General features: G+C 40.2%; 17 protein-coding genes. 8 read left to right on the top strand and 9 right to left on the bottom strand.

The features are described from left to right. Positions 1-42 precede the first annotated feature (42 nt). Together NQT69_RS17805 and NQT69_RS17800 are read left to right on the top strand one after the other, a co-directional pair. Positions 43-657 (top strand): trimeric intracellular cation channel family protein, encoded by a 615-nt coding sequence (locus tag NQT69_RS17805; RefSeq protein WP_256829007.1) that lies wholly within the window; start codon positions 43-45, stop codon positions 655-657. A gap of 33 nt (positions 658-690) precedes the next feature. Further along, positions 691-2202: a YifB family Mg chelatase-like AAA ATPase gene (locus tag NQT69_RS17800; protein ID WP_256829006.1), complete on the top strand. Its 1512-nt coding sequence runs from the start codon at positions 691-693 to the stop codon at positions 2200-2202. Between the two features lie 15 nt (positions 2203-2217). Here the strand turns inward: NQT69_RS17800 and NQT69_RS17795 are convergent, their stop codons facing one another. From NQT69_RS17795 to NQT69_RS17785, 3 genes are all read right to left on the bottom strand, one after another. Then, positions 2218-2520: a hypothetical protein gene (locus tag NQT69_RS17795; RefSeq protein WP_256829005.1), complete on the bottom strand. Its 303-nt coding sequence runs from the start codon at positions 2518-2520 to the stop codon at positions 2218-2220. A gap of 247 nt (positions 2521-2767) precedes the next feature. After that, positions 2768-3472, bottom strand: coding sequence for a response regulator transcription factor (locus tag NQT69_RS17790; protein ID WP_256829004.1), 705 nt, complete (start codon positions 3470-3472; stop codon positions 2768-2770). A gap of 142 nt (positions 3473-3614) precedes the next feature. Next, positions 3615-6110 carry an alpha/beta hydrolase family protein gene (locus NQT69_RS17785; protein ID WP_256829003.1) on the bottom strand — a complete coding sequence of 832 codons (2496 nt, stop codon included), beginning with the start codon at positions 6108-6110 and terminating at the stop codon, positions 3615-3617. A gap of 81 nt (positions 6111-6191) precedes the next feature. Between NQT69_RS17785 and NQT69_RS17780 the strand changes: the two genes are divergently transcribed. After that, entirely contained in the window at positions 6192-7262 is a 1071-nt protein-coding gene (locus NQT69_RS17780) for a hemolysin family protein (RefSeq protein WP_256829002.1), read from the top strand. Positions 7263-7264: 2 nt separating this feature from the next. Here NQT69_RS17780 and NQT69_RS17775 read toward each other — a convergent pair whose 3' ends face one another. Continuing rightward, on the bottom strand, positions 7265-8476 hold the full coding sequence (locus tag NQT69_RS17775; RefSeq protein WP_256829001.1) for an EAL domain-containing response regulator: 1212 nt from the start codon (positions 8474-8476) through the stop codon (positions 7265-7267). A gap of 142 nt (positions 8477-8618) precedes the next feature. Between NQT69_RS17775 and NQT69_RS17770 the strand changes: the two genes are divergently transcribed. Both NQT69_RS17770 and NQT69_RS17765 read left to right on the top strand, forming a co-directional pair. Then, a complete protein-coding gene (locus NQT69_RS17770) occupies positions 8619-9635 on the top strand; it encodes a metalloprotease (RefSeq protein ID WP_256829000.1) in 1017 nt (338 codons plus the stop codon). Positions 9636-9649: 14 nt separating this feature from the next. Beyond that, entirely contained in the window at positions 9650-10042 is a 393-nt protein-coding gene (locus NQT69_RS17765; protein ID WP_256828999.1) for a hypothetical protein, read from the top strand. A gap of 149 nt (positions 10043-10191) precedes the next feature. On the opposite strand, the gene NQT69_RS17760 is transcribed toward NQT69_RS17765, so the two are convergent. Together NQT69_RS17760 and NQT69_RS17755 are read right to left on the bottom strand one after the other, a co-directional pair. Beyond that, complete coding sequence (locus tag NQT69_RS17760) at positions 10192-10323, bottom strand: hypothetical protein (RefSeq protein ID WP_256828998.1); 132 nt, start codon at positions 10321-10323, stop codon at positions 10192-10194. A 32-nt stretch (positions 10324-10355) separates the two neighbouring features. After that, positions 10356-11306, bottom strand: a complete 951-nt coding sequence (locus tag NQT69_RS17755; protein WP_256828997.1) for a chemotaxis protein CheV — start codon at positions 11304-11306, stop codon at positions 10356-10358. 141 nt (positions 11307-11447) lie between these two features. On the opposite strand from NQT69_RS17755, the gene NQT69_RS17750 reads away from it, so the two are divergent. Both NQT69_RS17750 and NQT69_RS17745 read left to right on the top strand, forming a co-directional pair. After that, positions 11448-12515, top strand: a complete 1068-nt coding sequence (locus NQT69_RS17750) for a potassium channel family protein (RefSeq protein WP_256828996.1) — start codon at positions 11448-11450, stop codon at positions 12513-12515. Next, positions 12515-12721, top strand: a complete 207-nt coding sequence (locus NQT69_RS17745; RefSeq protein ID WP_256828995.1) for a PLDc N-terminal domain-containing protein — start codon at positions 12515-12517, stop codon at positions 12719-12721. Before NQT69_RS17750 ends, NQT69_RS17745 begins: the two co-directional genes overlap by 1 nt. Positions 12722-12746: 25 nt before the next feature. Here the strand turns inward: NQT69_RS17745 and NQT69_RS17740 are convergent, their stop codons facing one another. Both NQT69_RS17740 and NQT69_RS17735 read right to left on the bottom strand, forming a co-directional pair. After that, positions 12747-13778, bottom strand: a complete 1032-nt coding sequence (locus NQT69_RS17740; RefSeq protein WP_256828994.1) for a cytosolic protein — start codon at positions 13776-13778, stop codon at positions 12747-12749. A 65-nt stretch (positions 13779-13843) separates the two neighbouring features. Beyond that, positions 13844-14302, bottom strand: a complete 459-nt coding sequence (locus NQT69_RS17735; protein WP_256828993.1) for an EVE domain-containing protein — start codon at positions 14300-14302, stop codon at positions 13844-13846. A gap of 74 nt (positions 14303-14376) precedes the next feature. Here NQT69_RS17735 and tesB point away from each other — a divergent pair, with 74 nt between their 5' ends. Continuing rightward, a complete protein-coding gene (gene tesB, locus NQT69_RS17730; protein WP_256828992.1) occupies positions 14377-15234 on the top strand; it encodes an acyl-CoA thioesterase II in 858 nt (285 codons plus the stop codon). 43 nt (positions 15235-15277) lie between these two features. Here tesB and plsB read toward each other — a convergent pair whose 3' ends face one another. Further along, a complete protein-coding gene (gene plsB, locus NQT69_RS17725; protein WP_256828991.1) occupies positions 15278-17719 on the bottom strand; it encodes a glycerol-3-phosphate 1-O-acyltransferase PlsB in 2442 nt (813 codons plus the stop codon). Positions 17720-17968: the final 249 nt, after the last annotated feature.

Here is a 17968-nt window from a genome sequence, read left to right as displayed (position 1 = left end):
TTGTGTTAAAACAATTACATAGATCACTTTTTAGCGACAACTATGACGGAACTTTATCACTGGTTTGATTTAATCGGCGTAGCCGTGTTTGCGGTGTCGGGTACTTTAATTGCGTTTGATAAAAAAATGGATGGCTTTGGTGTGGTGGTACTGGCAACAGTTACTGCTATTGGTGGAGGGACGCTACGTGATTTGATTTTAGATGTGCCGGTATTTTGGTTACATGATCAAAGTTATTTTGTTGCTATCTTAGCGTCGGTGTTTGTTACGGCACGATTGATTAATAAGCAAAAGTCTATTCCGTTATATCACTTACATGTTGCTGATGCTTTTGGTTTGGCATTTTTTGCTGTGATGGGAGCACAAAAAGCATTACTAGCAGGCATGCCAGCAATGACGGCGATTATTATGGGAATCATCACCGGGTGTTTTGGGGGGATGATCCGCGATGTATTAGCAGGCAACATTCCCATGCTTTTAAAGGGGGAGTTATACGCAATTACCTGTATTGCGGGTGGATTTGTGTATACGCAAAGCATTGCATTTAATGTGATGACCGAAGTTGCGATGGTATTAGCTATGCTGACCACTTTATTTTTACGCCTTGCAGCAATGAAATGGCATCTAACACTACATATTTTTAAATATCCTGACTAGACTGTAATAAAGGTTAAATTACAGGGACAAAGGATGTCGTTAGCACGTATTTATTCTCGCGCACAAATTGGAATACAAGCACCAGAAGTGATGGTGGAAGTTCACTTAGGTAATGGTTTACCAGCCTTTCATATAGTTGGGCTGCCTGAAGCGTCAGTTAAAGAAGCGAAAGACCGCGTACGTAGTGCATTAGAAAACTCTCAATTTGGTTTTCCAGATCAAAGGATTACGGTAAACCTAGCCCCAGCAGATCTGCCAAAAGATGGTGGTCGTTTTGATTTAGCAATTGCTGTGGGGATTCTCGTTGCCTCAGGGCAAGTGATCTGTAATGAGCTCGAGCGTTATGAGTTTTACGGTGAGCTTGCACTCAATGGCGAAGTACGAGGTGTGAATGCCATTCTGCCCTCTGTATTAGCGGCTAAGGAGCAAGGGCGGTGTTGTTTTTTACCCGCGGTAAATGACAGTTTAGCCAGTTTGGTTAATGGCGTGGCTCGTAAAGCTGTTTACTCCATTCAAGATGTGTGGAATGACTTGCTGAATCAACAACCACTGCCTTTAAATATCGAATATGCGCAGCGCGTTAATAATACGCATTTTATTCATGATTTAAGTGATGTTAAGGGTCAGCCGGGGGCTAAAAGAGTATTAGAAATCGCAGCTGCTGGTGGCCATAATTTGCTATTTTTAGGGCCGCCAGGTACCGGTAAATCGATGCTCGCGCAGCGTATGCCTACAATAATGCCGAGTATGTCTGATGAAGAAGCCCTCTCAAGTGCCGCGCTCTATTCTATCATTGGCCAATCTATCGATTTAACGAACTGGCGTAAACGACCCTTTCGTAGTCCCCATCATACCTGTTCAGCAGTGGCTTTAGTTGGCGGCTCATCTAACCCCAAACCGGGGGAAATATCATTAGCACACAATGGTGTTTTATTCCTTGATGAGCTCCCTGAATTTGAAAGAAAAGTGCTCGACTCTTTGCGTGAGCCTATGGAAACCGGCACGGTAACTATTTCAAGGGCTGCACGACAAATGGAGTTTCCCGCGCAATTTCAACTTATCGCGGCATTAAACCCAAGCCCTACAGGGTGTCATAATGATAAGCGGGCAACGCCTGATCAAGTAATGCGTTATCTCTCTCGAGTATCAGGGCCTTTTATCGACCGTATTGACTTACAAATAGAACTACCACGGTTAAATAGTATGCAGTTACAAAGCACCGAAGAGGAAGAAAGTAGTGCGACAGTACGCGCTCGGGTAGAGGCTGCTTATAATATTCAATTAACACGTCAGGGAAAAGTGAACGCCCGACTTAACAATAAAGAAATGAGCGAGCATTGTGCGTTGGCTCCAGCCGAATTAGAGTTTTTAGCCAAAGCCAGTGAGAAGCTGTCGCTATCGCCGCGTTCATATCATCGGGTTATTAAAGTTGCGCGGACGATCGGTGATTTAAAAGGGCAAACAAATATCAGTTTAATTGAGCTAAAAGAAGCCCTGAATTACAGGGCTTTTGAACGCTTGATTCACCAGTTAACACAATACTAGCAAGGCGAATAGTCATCAGTGATGCTTGAATTGTGCCTTCACTTGAGTAATGAGCGTCTCAGCTTGGGTAGAAGTGCAATAAAAGCGCTTCTTTAATTTTTTTACGCTGACTTCGTGTTTTTCTCGCAAAATTGAGTCTATGTGCTCGCTATCCAGCATTGATGTAGATGGATAATTTTCACGGTTATTGGCAATTAAAAAGTTTAACTTAGCTGCTGTTTCTTCATGCAATAATGTTAACTTTTTTATTAACTTAGCTACACCACTAGCTACGATAAGAAAGAAAATAAATAGTACTGCTAAATCTTCTCTACTCATGGGTGACCCCTAAATTATTTATAAACCACATTGGCTTTTTGGTGATGTTTTTTGTTCACCTTTTGTTTGAATTGCACTAAATAAAACGAATCAGTGAATAAAAGCCTCATGTATTTCATTATATCTTATCGAAGTTCAGGTTAAATACGTTCAGGTGGTGGCTAAAGGTGTTTGCAACGATTGATTAAAAAGTTAAACGTAAATACACGGTTACTATTTAGGGCTGCTTGAACTAAAAGCAATAAAACTAAATAGACAACATATAACCTTTACCACGCACGGTAACAATGCGTTTTTGGTCTTTTTCGTCACTGAGCTTTTTACGTAGTCGGCCAATCAAAACATCAACAGTGCGGTCATTAGGGCTCCAATCTGGTTGGCCTATTTCTTCGGAGATCTTTTCTCTTGGGGTGGCTTTTCCGGCATTGGAAATTAAGCAAATAAGTACTTTGTGTTCTGCTTCTGTCAGGCGTGATTCAATGCCGTTGGTTGTAATTAGAGTGCGGTTATCTGGATGCAGTTTAAAGTCTGCGTATTCAATAAACTCTTCGCTTTCATCGTTATCATTATTACTTTTTAGGCGTTTATATAGCGCTCGCATACGAAGTTCAAGCTCTAACAAATCGACAGGCTTACAAATATAATCATCAGCACCTTGTGCAAGGCCTGCAATTCTATCTGCTTGTGAGTCACGGCTTGATAGCATGATGACACCAATATTAGTTAGTGTGTTTAGCTCTTTTGCAAGGTGAAGGCCATCTCGCTCAGGTAAGACTATGTCAACAATGGCGAGTGAAATTGCATTGTGGTTGTTTTCACGGCAGCGAACTAGCTCCAAAGCTGACGCACCTGTTGCGTCAATTTCAATGTGAAACTCAGTTTGAGCAAAGTGATTGATGATGCGCTTGACTAATAATTCGTCATCTTCAACCAGTAAAACATGAATAGTCATAGTATCTTAATTACCTTTAATGATAACTCTATGTTAGCACTCATTAATAAAAGGGGAGAGTGCAGAAAGGGGATTTTTTATGGTTTTTTTGCACAAAACGAAAGAAAGAAAATAACCTATTTTCTTTCTTTCGGCTAAAACGTTATTTGGCAGGGTATAAATATTGCCACCATTGTGGCTCATCTTTTAAGTGCTTATCAAAATAAGCGAGCATAGTATCCCACCAGTTAAAGCGTTTATCACGGGCAAAAATTTGATGATCTGCACCCCTGTACTCAATAAGGTCTACGTCTTTGCCTAGTAGTTTCAGTGCTGTATACATATTATGACTTTCGCCGACTGGTACGTTTGTGTCTGAGTCACCGTGTAATAATAGTAAAGGCGTCGTTACTTTATCGGCATGAAAAACCGGGCTACGTTGGCTATATAAATCACTATTGTTCCAAGGAAAACTATTTTTAGATGCTTCGCCTGAGTATAAATAGCCCCACCAACCTTGCCCCCAATAGGAGGTAATATTGGAAATCCCAGCGTGGGCAATTGATGCACTAAACATATCGGTTTTAGTTGCAAGAAGCATGGTCATAAAGCCGCCATATGATGCGCCTAAATTACCTAAACGGTTGTTATCAATAAATGAGTAGTGTGCAAGTAAAGCTTGTGTACCTTGGATAATATCGTCAGCGGTGTGTTCGCCCCAGGCATTAACATGCTTAGCTGAGAACTCTTGGCCAAAACCGGTAGCACCAGTAGGTTGTACAACGTAAACGATGTAACCATTCTCTGCCCATAAGTTAAACGGGTAGCGGCCTGTAAAACCTCGTGATACAGGAGATGTGCCGCCATAGTAATAAATCAAGGCAGGGTATTTCTTTGATTTATCTAAATTGGTGGGTAGGTATACGCGGCCTTTAATTTCTACACCTTGTTGATTAGTAAAGTTAAACTCTTCAAGCTTTGGGATGTTAGTATCAGTATAAGCTAATGGCTTTGAGTCCCATATTGTTGTTGCTCTATTTTTATTTATATTTAAGCGTTTGAGTTGTTGCGGTGCAGATGCTGTTGTTCCACTATATAAGATGGCTGGCGAGCGGTTTTTTGCAACACTAAATTGTTCTACCACATCTAGCTTTGTGTTCAGCTTGTTAAATCGGCTTTTACTTAAATCAAATAAATACAGCTGTTGCGTGTCTTGCTCAGTTACTTTTAAAATCGCATCACCGTTTTTGAGCACATTTAATTGGCTAATGGCAGGGTCAAAATTTTTGCTCAATGCTTTGGCTTGTGTACCATCTGAGTTAAGTAAATATAGTTGGCCATCATAGTTGTTGGCGAGCATATCACGTGGGATATTGCGCCCTAAACCATCTTTAAAGTCAGGCCCTGCAATTATGTAGACACCCTTAGTTGTGTATTTTGCTTGATTGAAAGTTTTAAATTGACCAATAACTGTTTGCTTTGCTGATTCAATATCTGCTTCTACTAACGTTGTTACTGGATGGGTAGATGCCTCCATAGCCTGAGCGCTACGGCTGAGTAATACAGTGCTTTGCTCACTATTAAAATCTTCAATCTGGTGGCTCAGTGGCCCTTCACTTAAGGCTTTACTCAAACCTGAGTTAATATCAAGTAAATAAGCTTGTGTTGTAGTGCGTGCGTAAGACCAGCGATCTTGTAAACCTCGGTAATGTTTAGTTAATCCGTTATCTGGAGTGGGCGACTTTGACCAAGCATAAATTAAACTGTGGTTATCATAAAATGCAAAGCCACTGGCTCCTTCAAGGTCGCTGGCTATGACGTTAAGCGATAGGGTTTCACGATCCAGCTGTTTCAGTTGGCCATCTAGTAAATAAATCACAGAGTTATTATCTGGGCTCCAAATAACATTGCTAGGTTGGCCGGATTCAAACCGATACACAACTTCATCATCTTGATTTTTAAGCTCAGTGACTATTTGCGCTTGGTTGCCTGTTTTATCACTGTAATGGCGCTTACTACTAATATAGTGCTTAGCATCAGGTGCGAGGGAAAGCATGCTAATTGTCGGTGCATCAAATAGTTGTTTAGCCGATAAGGTGCGTTTTGGTTGTTGGCTAATCGTAATGTTATCAAGCTCTGATTCGGGGTTAAACTCTATTTCAAGGTCATGCCAATTCGCAACTTGCTCAGCAATGATCACAACTTGATGCTCGCCAGTTGCAAAAGCTAGTTCATAGCTGTGCTTTTTACCGTTTTGTTTCTGGCCATTAATAAATACTTGCGCTTGCTCAATACCATTTAGCTTAAGGGTACCTTGACTAAAGCGCTCGCTTTTAACAGTAAACTTTAACCCCTGTACACCGGCTAAAGTCAGTGCATTGATATTACTTAATGTTTGCCATTTATGCTGTTTGCCAAATACTGAGACTGTTTTGGTGTCTGCTTGTAAGCGAGGCAATAGATTATTGATAATCGCATCATGATGCTGTGTTTGATAAGGCTTAAGCTGCATTTGCTCGCCAAGTGGACCAATAAATGCAATATTATTTTTATCAACAGGGGCCGCTAAAGCAGAGCCCGTTGCACTGCATAGTGCCAAAACGCTGAGTATTTTTGCAACATAGTTGCGATAAGGTTTTACAGCTAAAATAGATGTCATAATTAAGCCTGTGAACGAAATTTGGCTAAATATAGCATGTATTGTTAGGATGCTCATTAGTCTAGTTATGAGGGAAATTGAATGACGTTATTAATTGTTTACATGCTAGCTGCCATAGTCATATCCTTCCTATGTTCGATCATGGAAGCCGTATTGCTAAGTATTACCCCTAGTTATGTTGCTTTACTACGCAAGCAAAAACCAAAACTTGCAAAGCGGGTAGAAAAGCTAAAGCAGAATGTAGATCAACCGTTAGCGGCCATTTTAACATTAAATACGATTGCCCATACAGCCGGTGCGGCAGGGGTTGGGGCGCAAGCCGCGGTGGTTTTTTCTGACGCAGCCGTGGGTATTGCCTCTGCGATAATGACGCTATTGGTATTAGTATTGTCTGAAATTATTCCAAAGACTTTAGGGGCGAATCATTGGCGCGCTTTAACTCCAGTCGTAGCACAAGGTTTGGTCTACCTAGTATGGGTGTTAAAACCTTTTGTGTGGTTTGCTGACAAGTTAACTAGCTTATTGGGTCGTAATTACGATGAAGCATTCTATATTCGCCAAGAAATTGAAGCAATGGCTGATATCGGCTCTGAATCTGGGGCTTTACATCAAGAAGAATCTGAAATAATTCGCAGCCTGTTACATTTTCGCCACGCCAAATTAGACTCAATAATGACCCCGCGTACAGTGCTATTTAAAGTACATAAAGATTTAACAGTTCATCAATATTTAGCCGAGCATGGCTCGTCATCATTTTCGCGGGTACTGGTTTATGATAAAAACGGTGATGATATTATCGGCTTTGTACATAAAAATGACATCATGTTGGCCTATCACCGTTTGGGTGAAGATTACAAAATAAGCAAATTAGTTAAGCCTATCTATACCGTTCCAGAAACACTCTATGTGCCAACCTTATTGCACACTTTACTGGCAGAGCGTACACATATTTGTTTAGTGATTGATGAGTATGGTGAAGTGCAAGGAATTATTACACTCGAAGATATGATAGAAGCCTTGATGGGGCTTGAAATTATCGATGAGCATGATCAATCTGCAAATATGCAAGTTGTGGCAAAGCAGCGTTGGCGGCAACGATTAGCGGCAAGCGATAAGCTACTCAGTGGTGACGAGCAAAATTACAAAAAGTAGCATCAGCTGCTGCTTGAATTCCCCACCATTTGTAGCCATGACTTAGCCCAGTGGACAAATTCGCTTTTAACTTTAGGGCGACAAATTAAAAACCCCTGCATTAAAATAAACTCTTTAAAACGATCCAAATATTCAAGCTCTTCGATGCGTTCAATACCTTCTGCGACGATTGCTATGTCCCTTTGAATGGCAATGTTCACTAAACTGCTGGTAACGACTTGGGCGAATTGATCTGTATCGATGTGGCTTATCAGAGTGCGGTCAATTTTAACCTCAGTAAAAGGAAGTGTTTTTAGCTGATTAACATTGGTAAAGCCAATGCCAAAATCATCTAAGGAAATATCAAAGCCGCGTATTCTTAGTCGATTTAAGGTTTCTAGTTGTGCATTACTACATAACGCATATTGCTCGGTGATCTCTAATATAATTTCACTAGGGGTTAAGTTATTAAGTTGCAATATAAGTGCGAGCTTATCAGGGCAGCTTAAATCTTCTAATTGGCAGGGAGATAGGTTAAACGCTAATTTAAATTTATACCCTAAACTATTTTTTAGGGCACTAAATTCATTGGTGGCTTTTTCAAATAGTTGAAAAGTGATCAGGTTTATTAAGTCTAACTGTTCCGCAACACATATGAAGCGTTCAGGTAAAATGACTTCATCTTGAGCGGTAGTAATACGCGCTAGCACCTCTACGCTTTCCACTTTATTTGTATGGCGGTTTACTTTTGGTTGGTAATAAGGCGTCACTTCGTTATGACTGATTGCATGTAGTAATCGTGCTTCAGTGATTGGTTCAATCGGTTTTTCAATATGGCAAGCTAAGTGCTCTAGTTTCTTTAGTAAGGTATGAACTTGGCTTAGTTGAACGGGTTTTGCGATATTACCAATCAGGTGCGCATTACTTTTTTTAGCTAAATCAGCAGCTAAGTCGATGACTTTAAGGTCCATTTCAGAAATAATAACAATTGCACCAGTGTAATTTATATCACCTAAATGACGAATAAGCTCCATGCCATCCATTTCAGGCATGTTCAAATCAGTGAATACGGCATCAAATCGTTGCGGTGATTGTTTAACTTTATCCAGGGCTTCTTGAGCACTTAGGCAGGTAGTAACATGGGGCACTTCTAGTTCACTTAAAATAGCCTCCATCACGACTAAAATAGCTTTCGAATCATCGACTACCAGTATATTACGGGCTAATTTAGACATCGTCACTCCTTGATTGAAAACTACCCAACCACTTAAAAGTAGTAGAATAAAATAAAAAAGTCAGTATTACGGCTAAAATAAATTCACTATTTAGGTTTAAAAAATAGGTATAATGCACGCATTGCTTTTAAGGTAAAAAAATATGATCAAAATACAACTCACACTTGCAGAGCAACCTTATAGCTTGGTGTTATCTGGGCAAAAAATAGTACAAATATTTCATCATCAACAAGCCATTGCTTTTGAAAATCCAAGAGAAAATTATTTTGAGTTTAATCTAGACGATAAAGTGGTTGGCTTTGATACTGCGCAGGTTAATGAACATAGCTTAATTTTGTATGTAAACGAACAGCTGGTACAAAAGTTAGCAATTCCTCCTATTGAAAAAAGTAAACCCAAACAAGGACTATTAGGTTTATTTGCGTTAGGCTTTAAGTTGTTTAAAAGTGCTAAAGTTGTCAAGGTTGCATTGGCTGGAGCATCCGTTGCTGGCTATGCTTGGTTGTTTACCTTTGAATTTGCCTTAATGCTGATTGCTTGCTTAGTGGTGCATGAATATGGTCATGTTAGAGCTATGCAGTATTTTGGCATAAAAACTAAAGGTATTTACTTAATTCCGTTTGTTGGCGGCCTTGCCGTCAGCGACGATAAAATTACTACCCGTTGGCAGGATGTGGTTATCTCACTTATGGGGCCCGCGTTTGGTTTGATCACCTCGGTACTTGGCGTGGTACTTTATTACGCCACTGAGATGGAGGTTTTCGCAGGTGTCGCGGTGCTCAGTGCCTTACTTAACTTATTTAACTTATTGCCCATTTTACCGCTTGATGGTGGTCATGTATTAAAAAGCATAAGCTTTTCAATGCGCTCATGGGTTGGCTTGAGTGTGTGCTTACTTGGTGTGTTATTTGGTTTATGGATAAGCTACACCTTTGGTTTAATGCTATTAGTATTTTTCTTATTTATTGGTGCGCTGGAAATTGTGTTTGAATGGCGCGGCCGCCACTTTTCACACCTTGTGCCTTTGGATAAATACGGTCAAGGGTTCTCTGCGGTAATGTATGCTTTGGTTGTGGCCGGGCACGTTGCGGTGATGATGCACTTTGCCGACTCAGAAAACCCGATATTAAGTCTACCTATGAAAATCTTATCGAGTTAACAGCCTTGAGTGTAATGCAAGCCAAACTAAGATCTGTACTACTTAAAAAAGGTTCTCCTTTCGCGTTATATTGCGTCTTTGCGGGAGGGATTGCCTTGCTTGGCTCATTTATAATATTAGCGTTCATTTATCTTATAGATAGCCTGTTTAATTTTGGCTGGGGGCCAAGTAATGAAGCTGAAGCGGTGGTTACATTCGCAGACTTTTTTGGTTATATAATTCTTGCTCCGGTAATCGAAACCTTTATTTTAGGTTTTTTTATCAGATTGCTTTTGCGCACTAAACTCACTCATTTGTGGATATGTATCGTGAGTGCTATTGGGTGGGGCGCTTTGCACGCTTTAGTTGAGACCGTGAATTTTTTGGTACAGTTTGGAGCTTTTTTATTTTTAGTCATTGTTATTTAACATGGCTCGATTGCTCTAAACGGCAAGCATATTATGCAGCTCTTTTACCTCATATGCTGCTCAATACCGCTGTTATGTTGACTTATATTGTACTGTAGGCAGTAATGAATAAGGTTGTTTTTAAAACGCAATAAATACACCAGTAATAATTATACAAAGCCCATAATGTCTTTGGCTTTTAAGCCTACAATAAGCAATACGGGTAACGCCATTGCTATGTGGGGCATATCTGCACCAACTGAGAGTGTTTTTATTATGGTTACATATTGCCAATTAATCATGAAATAGCTTAATTGGCAAATCGACCAAGGTATTAATTGTTAGTGTTTAACACAACTTTTAAGCGGTTTTGTACTTCTTCAACTAATAAGTCAGGTTGGAACTTGGATAAAAACGCATTACAGCCGACTTTTTCAACAAGGGCTTGGTTAAAGCTACCGCTGAGTGAAGTATTAAGCACCACATGCAGATTCTTTAAGCGATTATCGTTACGAATTTCATGGGTTAAACGATAGCCATCCATCGCTGGCATTTCGGCATCGGTGATCACCATTAATAGGTCTTGCTCTACGTTATCACCGCGATCGGCCCAGCTTTTCAGCATGTTCAAGGCTTCAAGGCCATTACTCGCTGGGATAATTTCAATACCTAACTGAGACAGGGTGTCACTCACTTGCTTGCGTGCTGTGGGTGAATCATCGGCATGGAGTACTTTGCGCCCGACAAACTCATTTACTATGCTTTTATCGAGAATTTCATCTGATATTTGCACTTCATACTCGACTATTTCAGCAAGCACTTTTTCTACGTCGATAATTTCGACCAATTGCTCTTGGCCATCTCGTTGAATTTTGGTCAGTGCTGTAAGGTAGTGGTTTTTGCCTACAGACGTTGGCGGAGGCATAATATCTGACCATGTCATATTAACGATTTGGTCAACTTTACCTATTAAAAAGCCTTGTACAGTACGGTTATATTCAGTAATGACTAAATTACTATCTTCGATATTTTTGGCCGCAGGCATGCAAATAGCTTGGCGTAAATCGATGACTGGAATTGATTCGCCACGAATGTTTGCGACACCGGATATTTTAGGATGGGCGTGAGGAATGATGTTTAAGTGAGGTAGCTTTACTACTTCTTTAATTTTAAATACATTCAGTGCAAATAAATGACGGCTATGTAAATAAAATAACAGTAACTCAAGACGATTCTCACCGACCAGTTGGGTTCGTTGATCTACAGAAGCTAATACACCCGACATAATACACCCGTCTTTAAAGTTATAATGCAATGATAGCTTACACTGTTTTTTGCCCCCTAGAAAATAATCTCTAAACATTGTCATCAATAACGCATTACAGTAACTTAGTGGGTAGATGAATTAGAATAATTAAGTGCTCGCATGCCTTTTATATTTAGACGATTTTTTTTATTGGTTAGAAGTCACATAGATCAAGTGAGTTGGCAAGCCGTAGCATTAGCAACACTACTGCATATGGCACTAATTTGGTTGTTGCTAGTATTTGCTGGTGAATCATCACTTACTCCAGCCAGTACGTTTGTTTATTACTATATAGTGACTACATCGACGGTTGGTTACGGTGATTTTAGTGCTAGCACTGATTTGGGACGTTGGATTGTCGCATTATTACAAATCCCTTTTGGGTTAGCTTTATTTGGTGTTCTGTTGGGTAAAACAGGGCAAACAGTTACATACTTAATTAGGCGTGCTATGACAGGTGATAAAAGTTTTTCGCATTTTAACAATCACATTATTATTTTTGGTTGGCATCAAACACGTACCAAAAAAATGATTGATTATATTTTGGCTGATCAAAAGCGAGCTGATAGGCGTATTCTCCTTGCTGTTACTGAGCAAATGGAGCATCCATTTTTAACTAACGAGCATGTAGATTTTGCCCGTTTAAGTAGTTTTACTGATTGTGAGCAATTAGAGCGGGTTGCAATTAAATACGCTGATAAAATTATTATAGATGGCCAAGACGACGATCAAACCTTTACGACCGCTTTACGAATTAGCAAGTTGGTGAAAGAAGGCTGCCATATTAGCGCGCATTTTAACGATGAAAGTAAAGTCGAAATGCTATTAGAGCATTGTCACAATGTAGAGTGCTCAAGTGCAAAGTCAGCTGAGATTTTAGTACGCTCAATGCAAGACCCAGGCTCAAGTCGCGTGCAAGAAGAGTTATTATCAACACTTCATGGCGATACGCAATTTAGTTTAGCTATTCCTGCTGGGTTAGCACAAATGGAGTTTGGTAAGTTGTTTCATCATTTTAAACATGATCACGATGCCATTTTACTTGGTGTTGCACATAACCTGAGTGCTAAAAATATGGATTTGAATCCACCGCTTAATTATCCTGTTAATAGTGGTGATATCTTACATTATATCGCGATTGACCGTGTGCTAAGTGACGAAGTCAACTGGCAAGAGCTGGCAAAATAATGGATGAAATCGCGTTTTTACTGCTGATCTTAAGCGCTTACATTTTACCTGTGGTGTTAGTGCTTAATAGTAAGCGTACGCAAGGGCATGAAAAAAACGCTTGGTTAATTGGCATCATTTTCTTTTCGTGGCTCGGACTTGTTATGTACTTTGCGATTGTGCCAAAGCATGGCCATAAAAAGAAAGGCCTAAAGAAAAAAGCCTAACTTAATATGCTGCCTCATTATCGCGTTATTTTAACTGCTTGAGCTTATGATCAATTAGTGGATCTTCTGGGGCAAGCTGTTGCGCCACTTCGAGCAGCTTTATGGCATCATTCGGGTGCTCATTTTGGTGTGTTATTGCAACATCAATGAGTGGTTGCACATCAATTTTATCTTTTTGCTCTTGCATATGAGCCTGTTTTTCATCAATTAGGATATTATGTGCGGTGCTGAGCAGCTCAAGGCGGTGCTCAGAGTGAGCATTCGCTTTATTAAGGCATTGGTAATAATCTTCTTTTAAACGTAATGTTTTTGTTTGTAATCTAAACTGCGCAATATCAAGTTGTTGATGGCGAATAAAATCAACGGCCACTTGTTTGTAAAAGCCAAACTTATTGAGGTAGCTGGCATGTGTGCCATGACCCATACCAAATACGCGTAAATGAGTGAGTTGTGGGTAGCGCTTTGCATGAAGGCGATCGATGTGGTTAGTTGGATCGTAAATAATGTAACCTTTGGCATGCCCAAGGTCGAGGTCATGGTAATCACTCTGCCAATCGAATTGTTGGGCTATATCGGTACTTGAGCGGGTATCCCAAGGTACGATATGTTTATTCTTGGTACTGACTGGGTGATAGAGTAATACTTGATCCAGCTTGAGTAATTTTGCAAATGCTCCCACTGCGTAGCCCCCTCGACTTAAGCCATAGCCTAAACGTTGGTTAAATGGCGCTAATAGCTCTGCAAGTTGCTCAAGAAAAAAGATGATACTGCGGTTTCTAAACCAGTTACTTTTGCCAAGATGCTGAAACGCGATAATGTTTACATTTTGTTTTTTCGCTAAGTTAAAGCCCCAAGGAGCAAACGCTTCATTAAGATCCTGCTCTTGATAATCTGTACCGGCAGGGGGAAAAGTAAAGAGTAGAGGTTTGTTAAGATCAGTAAAGTGATATTTTACGTAAACATCACCAAGTAGGTCACTGCCAGATAGCGGCAGCTTACTTTGTTGAACATCGCGGGGGTGAGTTAACCATTCATCAAGCCAATATAGTAGTTTCATTTACCCCCCATAAAAAATCGCGGCAGATCATAGCAAACGCATGCAAAATGGGTCAAACGTTGTCGTTAATTTGCCATACTGATGATTTCATCCCAATCATTTTGAGTCACTGGCATTACTGACAAACGGCCGCCTTTTTTTAGTGCAATGTCAGTTATAGCATCATTGTTTTTAATCGCTTTAAGGCTAACTAATTTATTTAGATGCTGCTGATAGGTCACATCAACAACTACCCAACGCGGATTGTCTGATGTGGCTTTGGCATCGTAATAATCGCTGCTTAAATCTAATTGGCTTGGATCAGGGTAGGCCTCACGAGTCACGGAGGAAATGCCTACTACGCCAACTTGTTTACAGCTTGAATGGTAAATCATCACTAAATCGCCGAGTTTTACATTATCACGCATAAAATTGCGTGCTTGGTAGTTACGCACACCTTCCCATTGCGTTGTTTGTTGTGGTGCATTTTTTAAGTCAGCAATTGAGAAAGCATCAGGTTCGGTTTTAAATAGCCAATAAGCCATTGTTATCTCCCTAAGATTTACATAATTATAGTCTATAGTATTATGTGAGCCTTGTCGGGATTGAGGATATAAAAATGAGTCAGGTTTTAGATGATTTACTTTCGTTATTAGCATTAGAAGAAATAGAGCAAGGCTTGTATCGCGGACAAAGCCAAGATTTAGGGTTCGGTGCTGTATTTGGTGGCCAAGTGATGGGGCAGGCACTTTCTGCCGCTAAAGAAACCTTACCGCAAGGGCGTATTGTTCACTCTCTGCATTCTTACTTTTTACGTCCGGGCGATGCCGCAAAACCGATTGTTTATGATGTTGAAACGATTCGCGATGGCAAAAGTTTTAGCACACGTCGGGTTAAAGCAATCCAATATGGCAAACCTATTTTTTATATGACAGCCTCGTTCCAAGGGCTTGAAGAAGGGTTATCGCACCAAGCAACTATGCCTGATGTACCACAGCCTGAGGAACTTAAATCTTCGCTGGAATTTTACCAAGCGAACGCCAGCCATATCCCAGAGGCGATCCGTAATAAGTTTATCCGTGAAGTGCCAATTGATATGCGCCCAGTAACTTTCCACAACCCGTTTAAGCCAGAGGCAATGGAACCTGTTAAGCATATTTGGTTTAAGGCCAATGGTGATATGCCAGATGATCAGCGTATTCATAATTATTTATTGGCCTATGCGTCAGACTTTGAGTTTTTACCAACCGCATTGCAGCCACATGGAGTGTCGTTTATGCAGCCAAATATGCAGGTTGCAACGATTGACCATGCAATGTGGTTTCACCGCCCATTTAGGTTGGATGACTGGATTTTATATACTATTGATAGCCCAAGCGCGAGCTCGGGGCGTGGTTTAGTACGTGGCCAGTTCTTTGATCGTCAAGGCAACTTAGTTGCCTCAACAATTCAAGAAGGTGTCATGCGCCAGCGTTAATATGCTAAGTGCGAGGTTAGATATAACAACTACCTAACCTCGCTTAGTCGTTACTTTGACTTTGCACTATATCGGTTATTGATTGCCAAATACGAGCAGGTAATAATGCTTTGAGGTGCATATAGAGCTCACATAGTTCATTACTGCCTTGTAAACCGTTTTCTGATTCGCTGATCAAACCTTGTTCTCTTAAGTTGCTAATAAAACCTACCAGCACTTTTTTGTCGAAAAACTCAGGACTCTTTATGCCATGTAAAGTACCAAGGCGCTGCGCTAATACTTGGCTTTCACGTTCTAGCTCTTCGCGATCAATGCCCGAGCTAGTTTGTATAAAGCCAATAGCAATTGCATAACGCTGTAAAGTTAAGCTAAGTGCGCGGCCTAGCATTTCTAGTTTTGCTAGGCAGTCATTGCTGTTGGTGATTTTTATATTATCTCCCTCTATTTCAATCAGCTCGTGATCAACAAAGCTTGCCAATATACGGGTGATATAATTTTCGTCTAATTCATGTAAAAACCACTCTTTAGCGAACAAAGGATAAAACTGACTAATCAGGTTTTTACATTCACTCAAGGTGGTGTTGTGGCTTTTGAATATATGTAAGGCGAGTAAGCTTGGCACGGCAAATACATGCAAAATATTATTACGATAATAATTAAACAACGTTTTTTCTTTGTCGTTGATAGCGATTATCTCGCCAAACTCATCACTTATTACATCAAATTTATTGAGTTTTAGGGCATGATTTAATAACTCTTGGGCACTCTCATCTGGTGCGCTTACTTTGTCGCTATAGCGTGCGTTACGCTGCAGATGTAAATAAAAATCAAGCTGCGCTAACAATTTAGGCTTACTCAGTGCTTGTTTATCATTAACTAGTAAAATCATCGCTAGTAAATTAACGGCATTGAGTGCTGCGGCACTATTGATATTTACCATGACTTTGTCAGCAAGATTGGCAACTTGTGGTCCTAACCATTGTGGTTTTTGTACATCAGTTGGGTGAATTGATTCGCGCCAATCTGGTTGATGCTCATTTAAATACTGGTTAATGGAGATTGGGTCGCCGAAGTTTAAATTACCACGACCATAGTTTTTCAAATTCTTAATGGCTTTAAAAATACCAAATACTGACTCGCCTTTTTTATCGTTACCAGCTAGTTCTTTCAGATAGGTATTGATCTCCATGACATGCTCATAACCAATGTACACCGGCACTATAGAGATAGGCCGGTCAATTCCGCGCATCATAGCCTGTAGTGTCATAGCCAGCATACCGGTTTTTGGTGGTAGTAAACGCCCGGTTCGACTGCGGCCACCTTCAGTATAAAACTTCACTGAATAGCCTTTAATAAACAGTTGGCTTAAATATTCTTTAAATACCGCAGAGTAAAGCTTATTGCCGGCAAAAGAGCGGCGAATGAAAAACGCGCCACTGCGGCGGAATATGCCACCGGCAGGGAAAAAGTTAAGGTTAATACCTGCTGCTATGTGCGGTGGTACTAAGCCTAGGTGGTAAATAGAGTAGGTAAGCAATAAATAATCCATATGACTGCGATGGCATGGCATATAAATTATTTCATGACCTTTATTAGTTAAATCGTGTAGTTGCTCGGTGTATTTAATATCAATACCGTTATAAAGCTTGTTCCATAACCAAGTAAGTACACGCTCTGCAACCCGAATTGTAGCGTCACTATAATTAGCGGCAATTTCATCAAGTAATTTTAAAGCGTTTTGCCTTGCTTGGTCATGGCTGATGTTTTTTTCTTTAGCTTCTGTTTGAATCGCTTTTTTAATCGTAGGTGAAGCTAATAATGAATTAAATAATTGTTCACGAGAGGGCATTTTTGGCCCTGTAGCCGCGAGTTTTTGTCGACGAAAATGAACACGGGCTACACGCAGTAGTTTATGAGGTAGTTCATTAACGTCGGCTTTTTCATTAACCAATAACGATAAATCTAATGGTTGGCTAAAGCGGACAAAATTATCGCGCCCTGAAAACAGTAAAACAAAAAACTTGCGAAACCAACTTGGTGTTAAAGAGTGCGAAACAAGTGTACCTAGCCCAGGCTTTTCTTTACCCGGATTACGCCCCCATAAAATAGTCACAGGAATGACCTGGACATTTTTCTCATCGCTGGCGATAAGTTGATCAATAATCAGCTTACCTTTTTGTAATGCATCGGTTGGTTTTGCTTTATCACCAAATAAAGGGGGAGGATTTTGCAGGCCAATAAAACGGTCAAGCTCTGCACTACCTAATAATTGTTGTTCAGTAGGGTTTGGTAACCCGTACTTTTTGCATACTTGAGCAAGCGCGGCTAAATCAGATCGTGCATTGAGCTTAACGATATAAAAAGTAGGATATGCCGGATTAAGGCCGTATTGTTCAATAGGGTTCTCAGGGAGTACTTTACTTTTTACAAGCAAGCGGTTCATCAGCATAGAGAAGAAGTTTAAACAATAATTAAAAATACGCATCAACTCACCAAAGTTAGAGGGTAAAAAGCAAAATAAGCGCAGATAATACCAAGTAATAACTGGACTGACCATTTATAGCAGTATTAAAGCCCTTTTATTATAGCTAATACTACTTTGAGTTTGTTGTGTTTTTAATGAACAATTCAAAATCTAGTAAGGATTATTGAAATAGTTGTTGCATTTATCACCAATATCACTATAATACGCAGGCTTTCAAAATTCCCCCGGGAACTTGGAAGGAACATTAAG

It is taken from the genome of Pseudoalteromonas shioyasakiensis, assembly GCF_024518675.1.
In the GTDB taxonomy this organism is placed as follows: Bacteria; Pseudomonadota; Gammaproteobacteria; order Enterobacterales; family Alteromonadaceae; genus Pseudoalteromonas; species Pseudoalteromonas shioyasakiensis_B.
The sequence above is the reverse complement of the archived record's forward strand: the minus strand, read 5'-3'. Positions and strand labels throughout refer to the sequence as shown.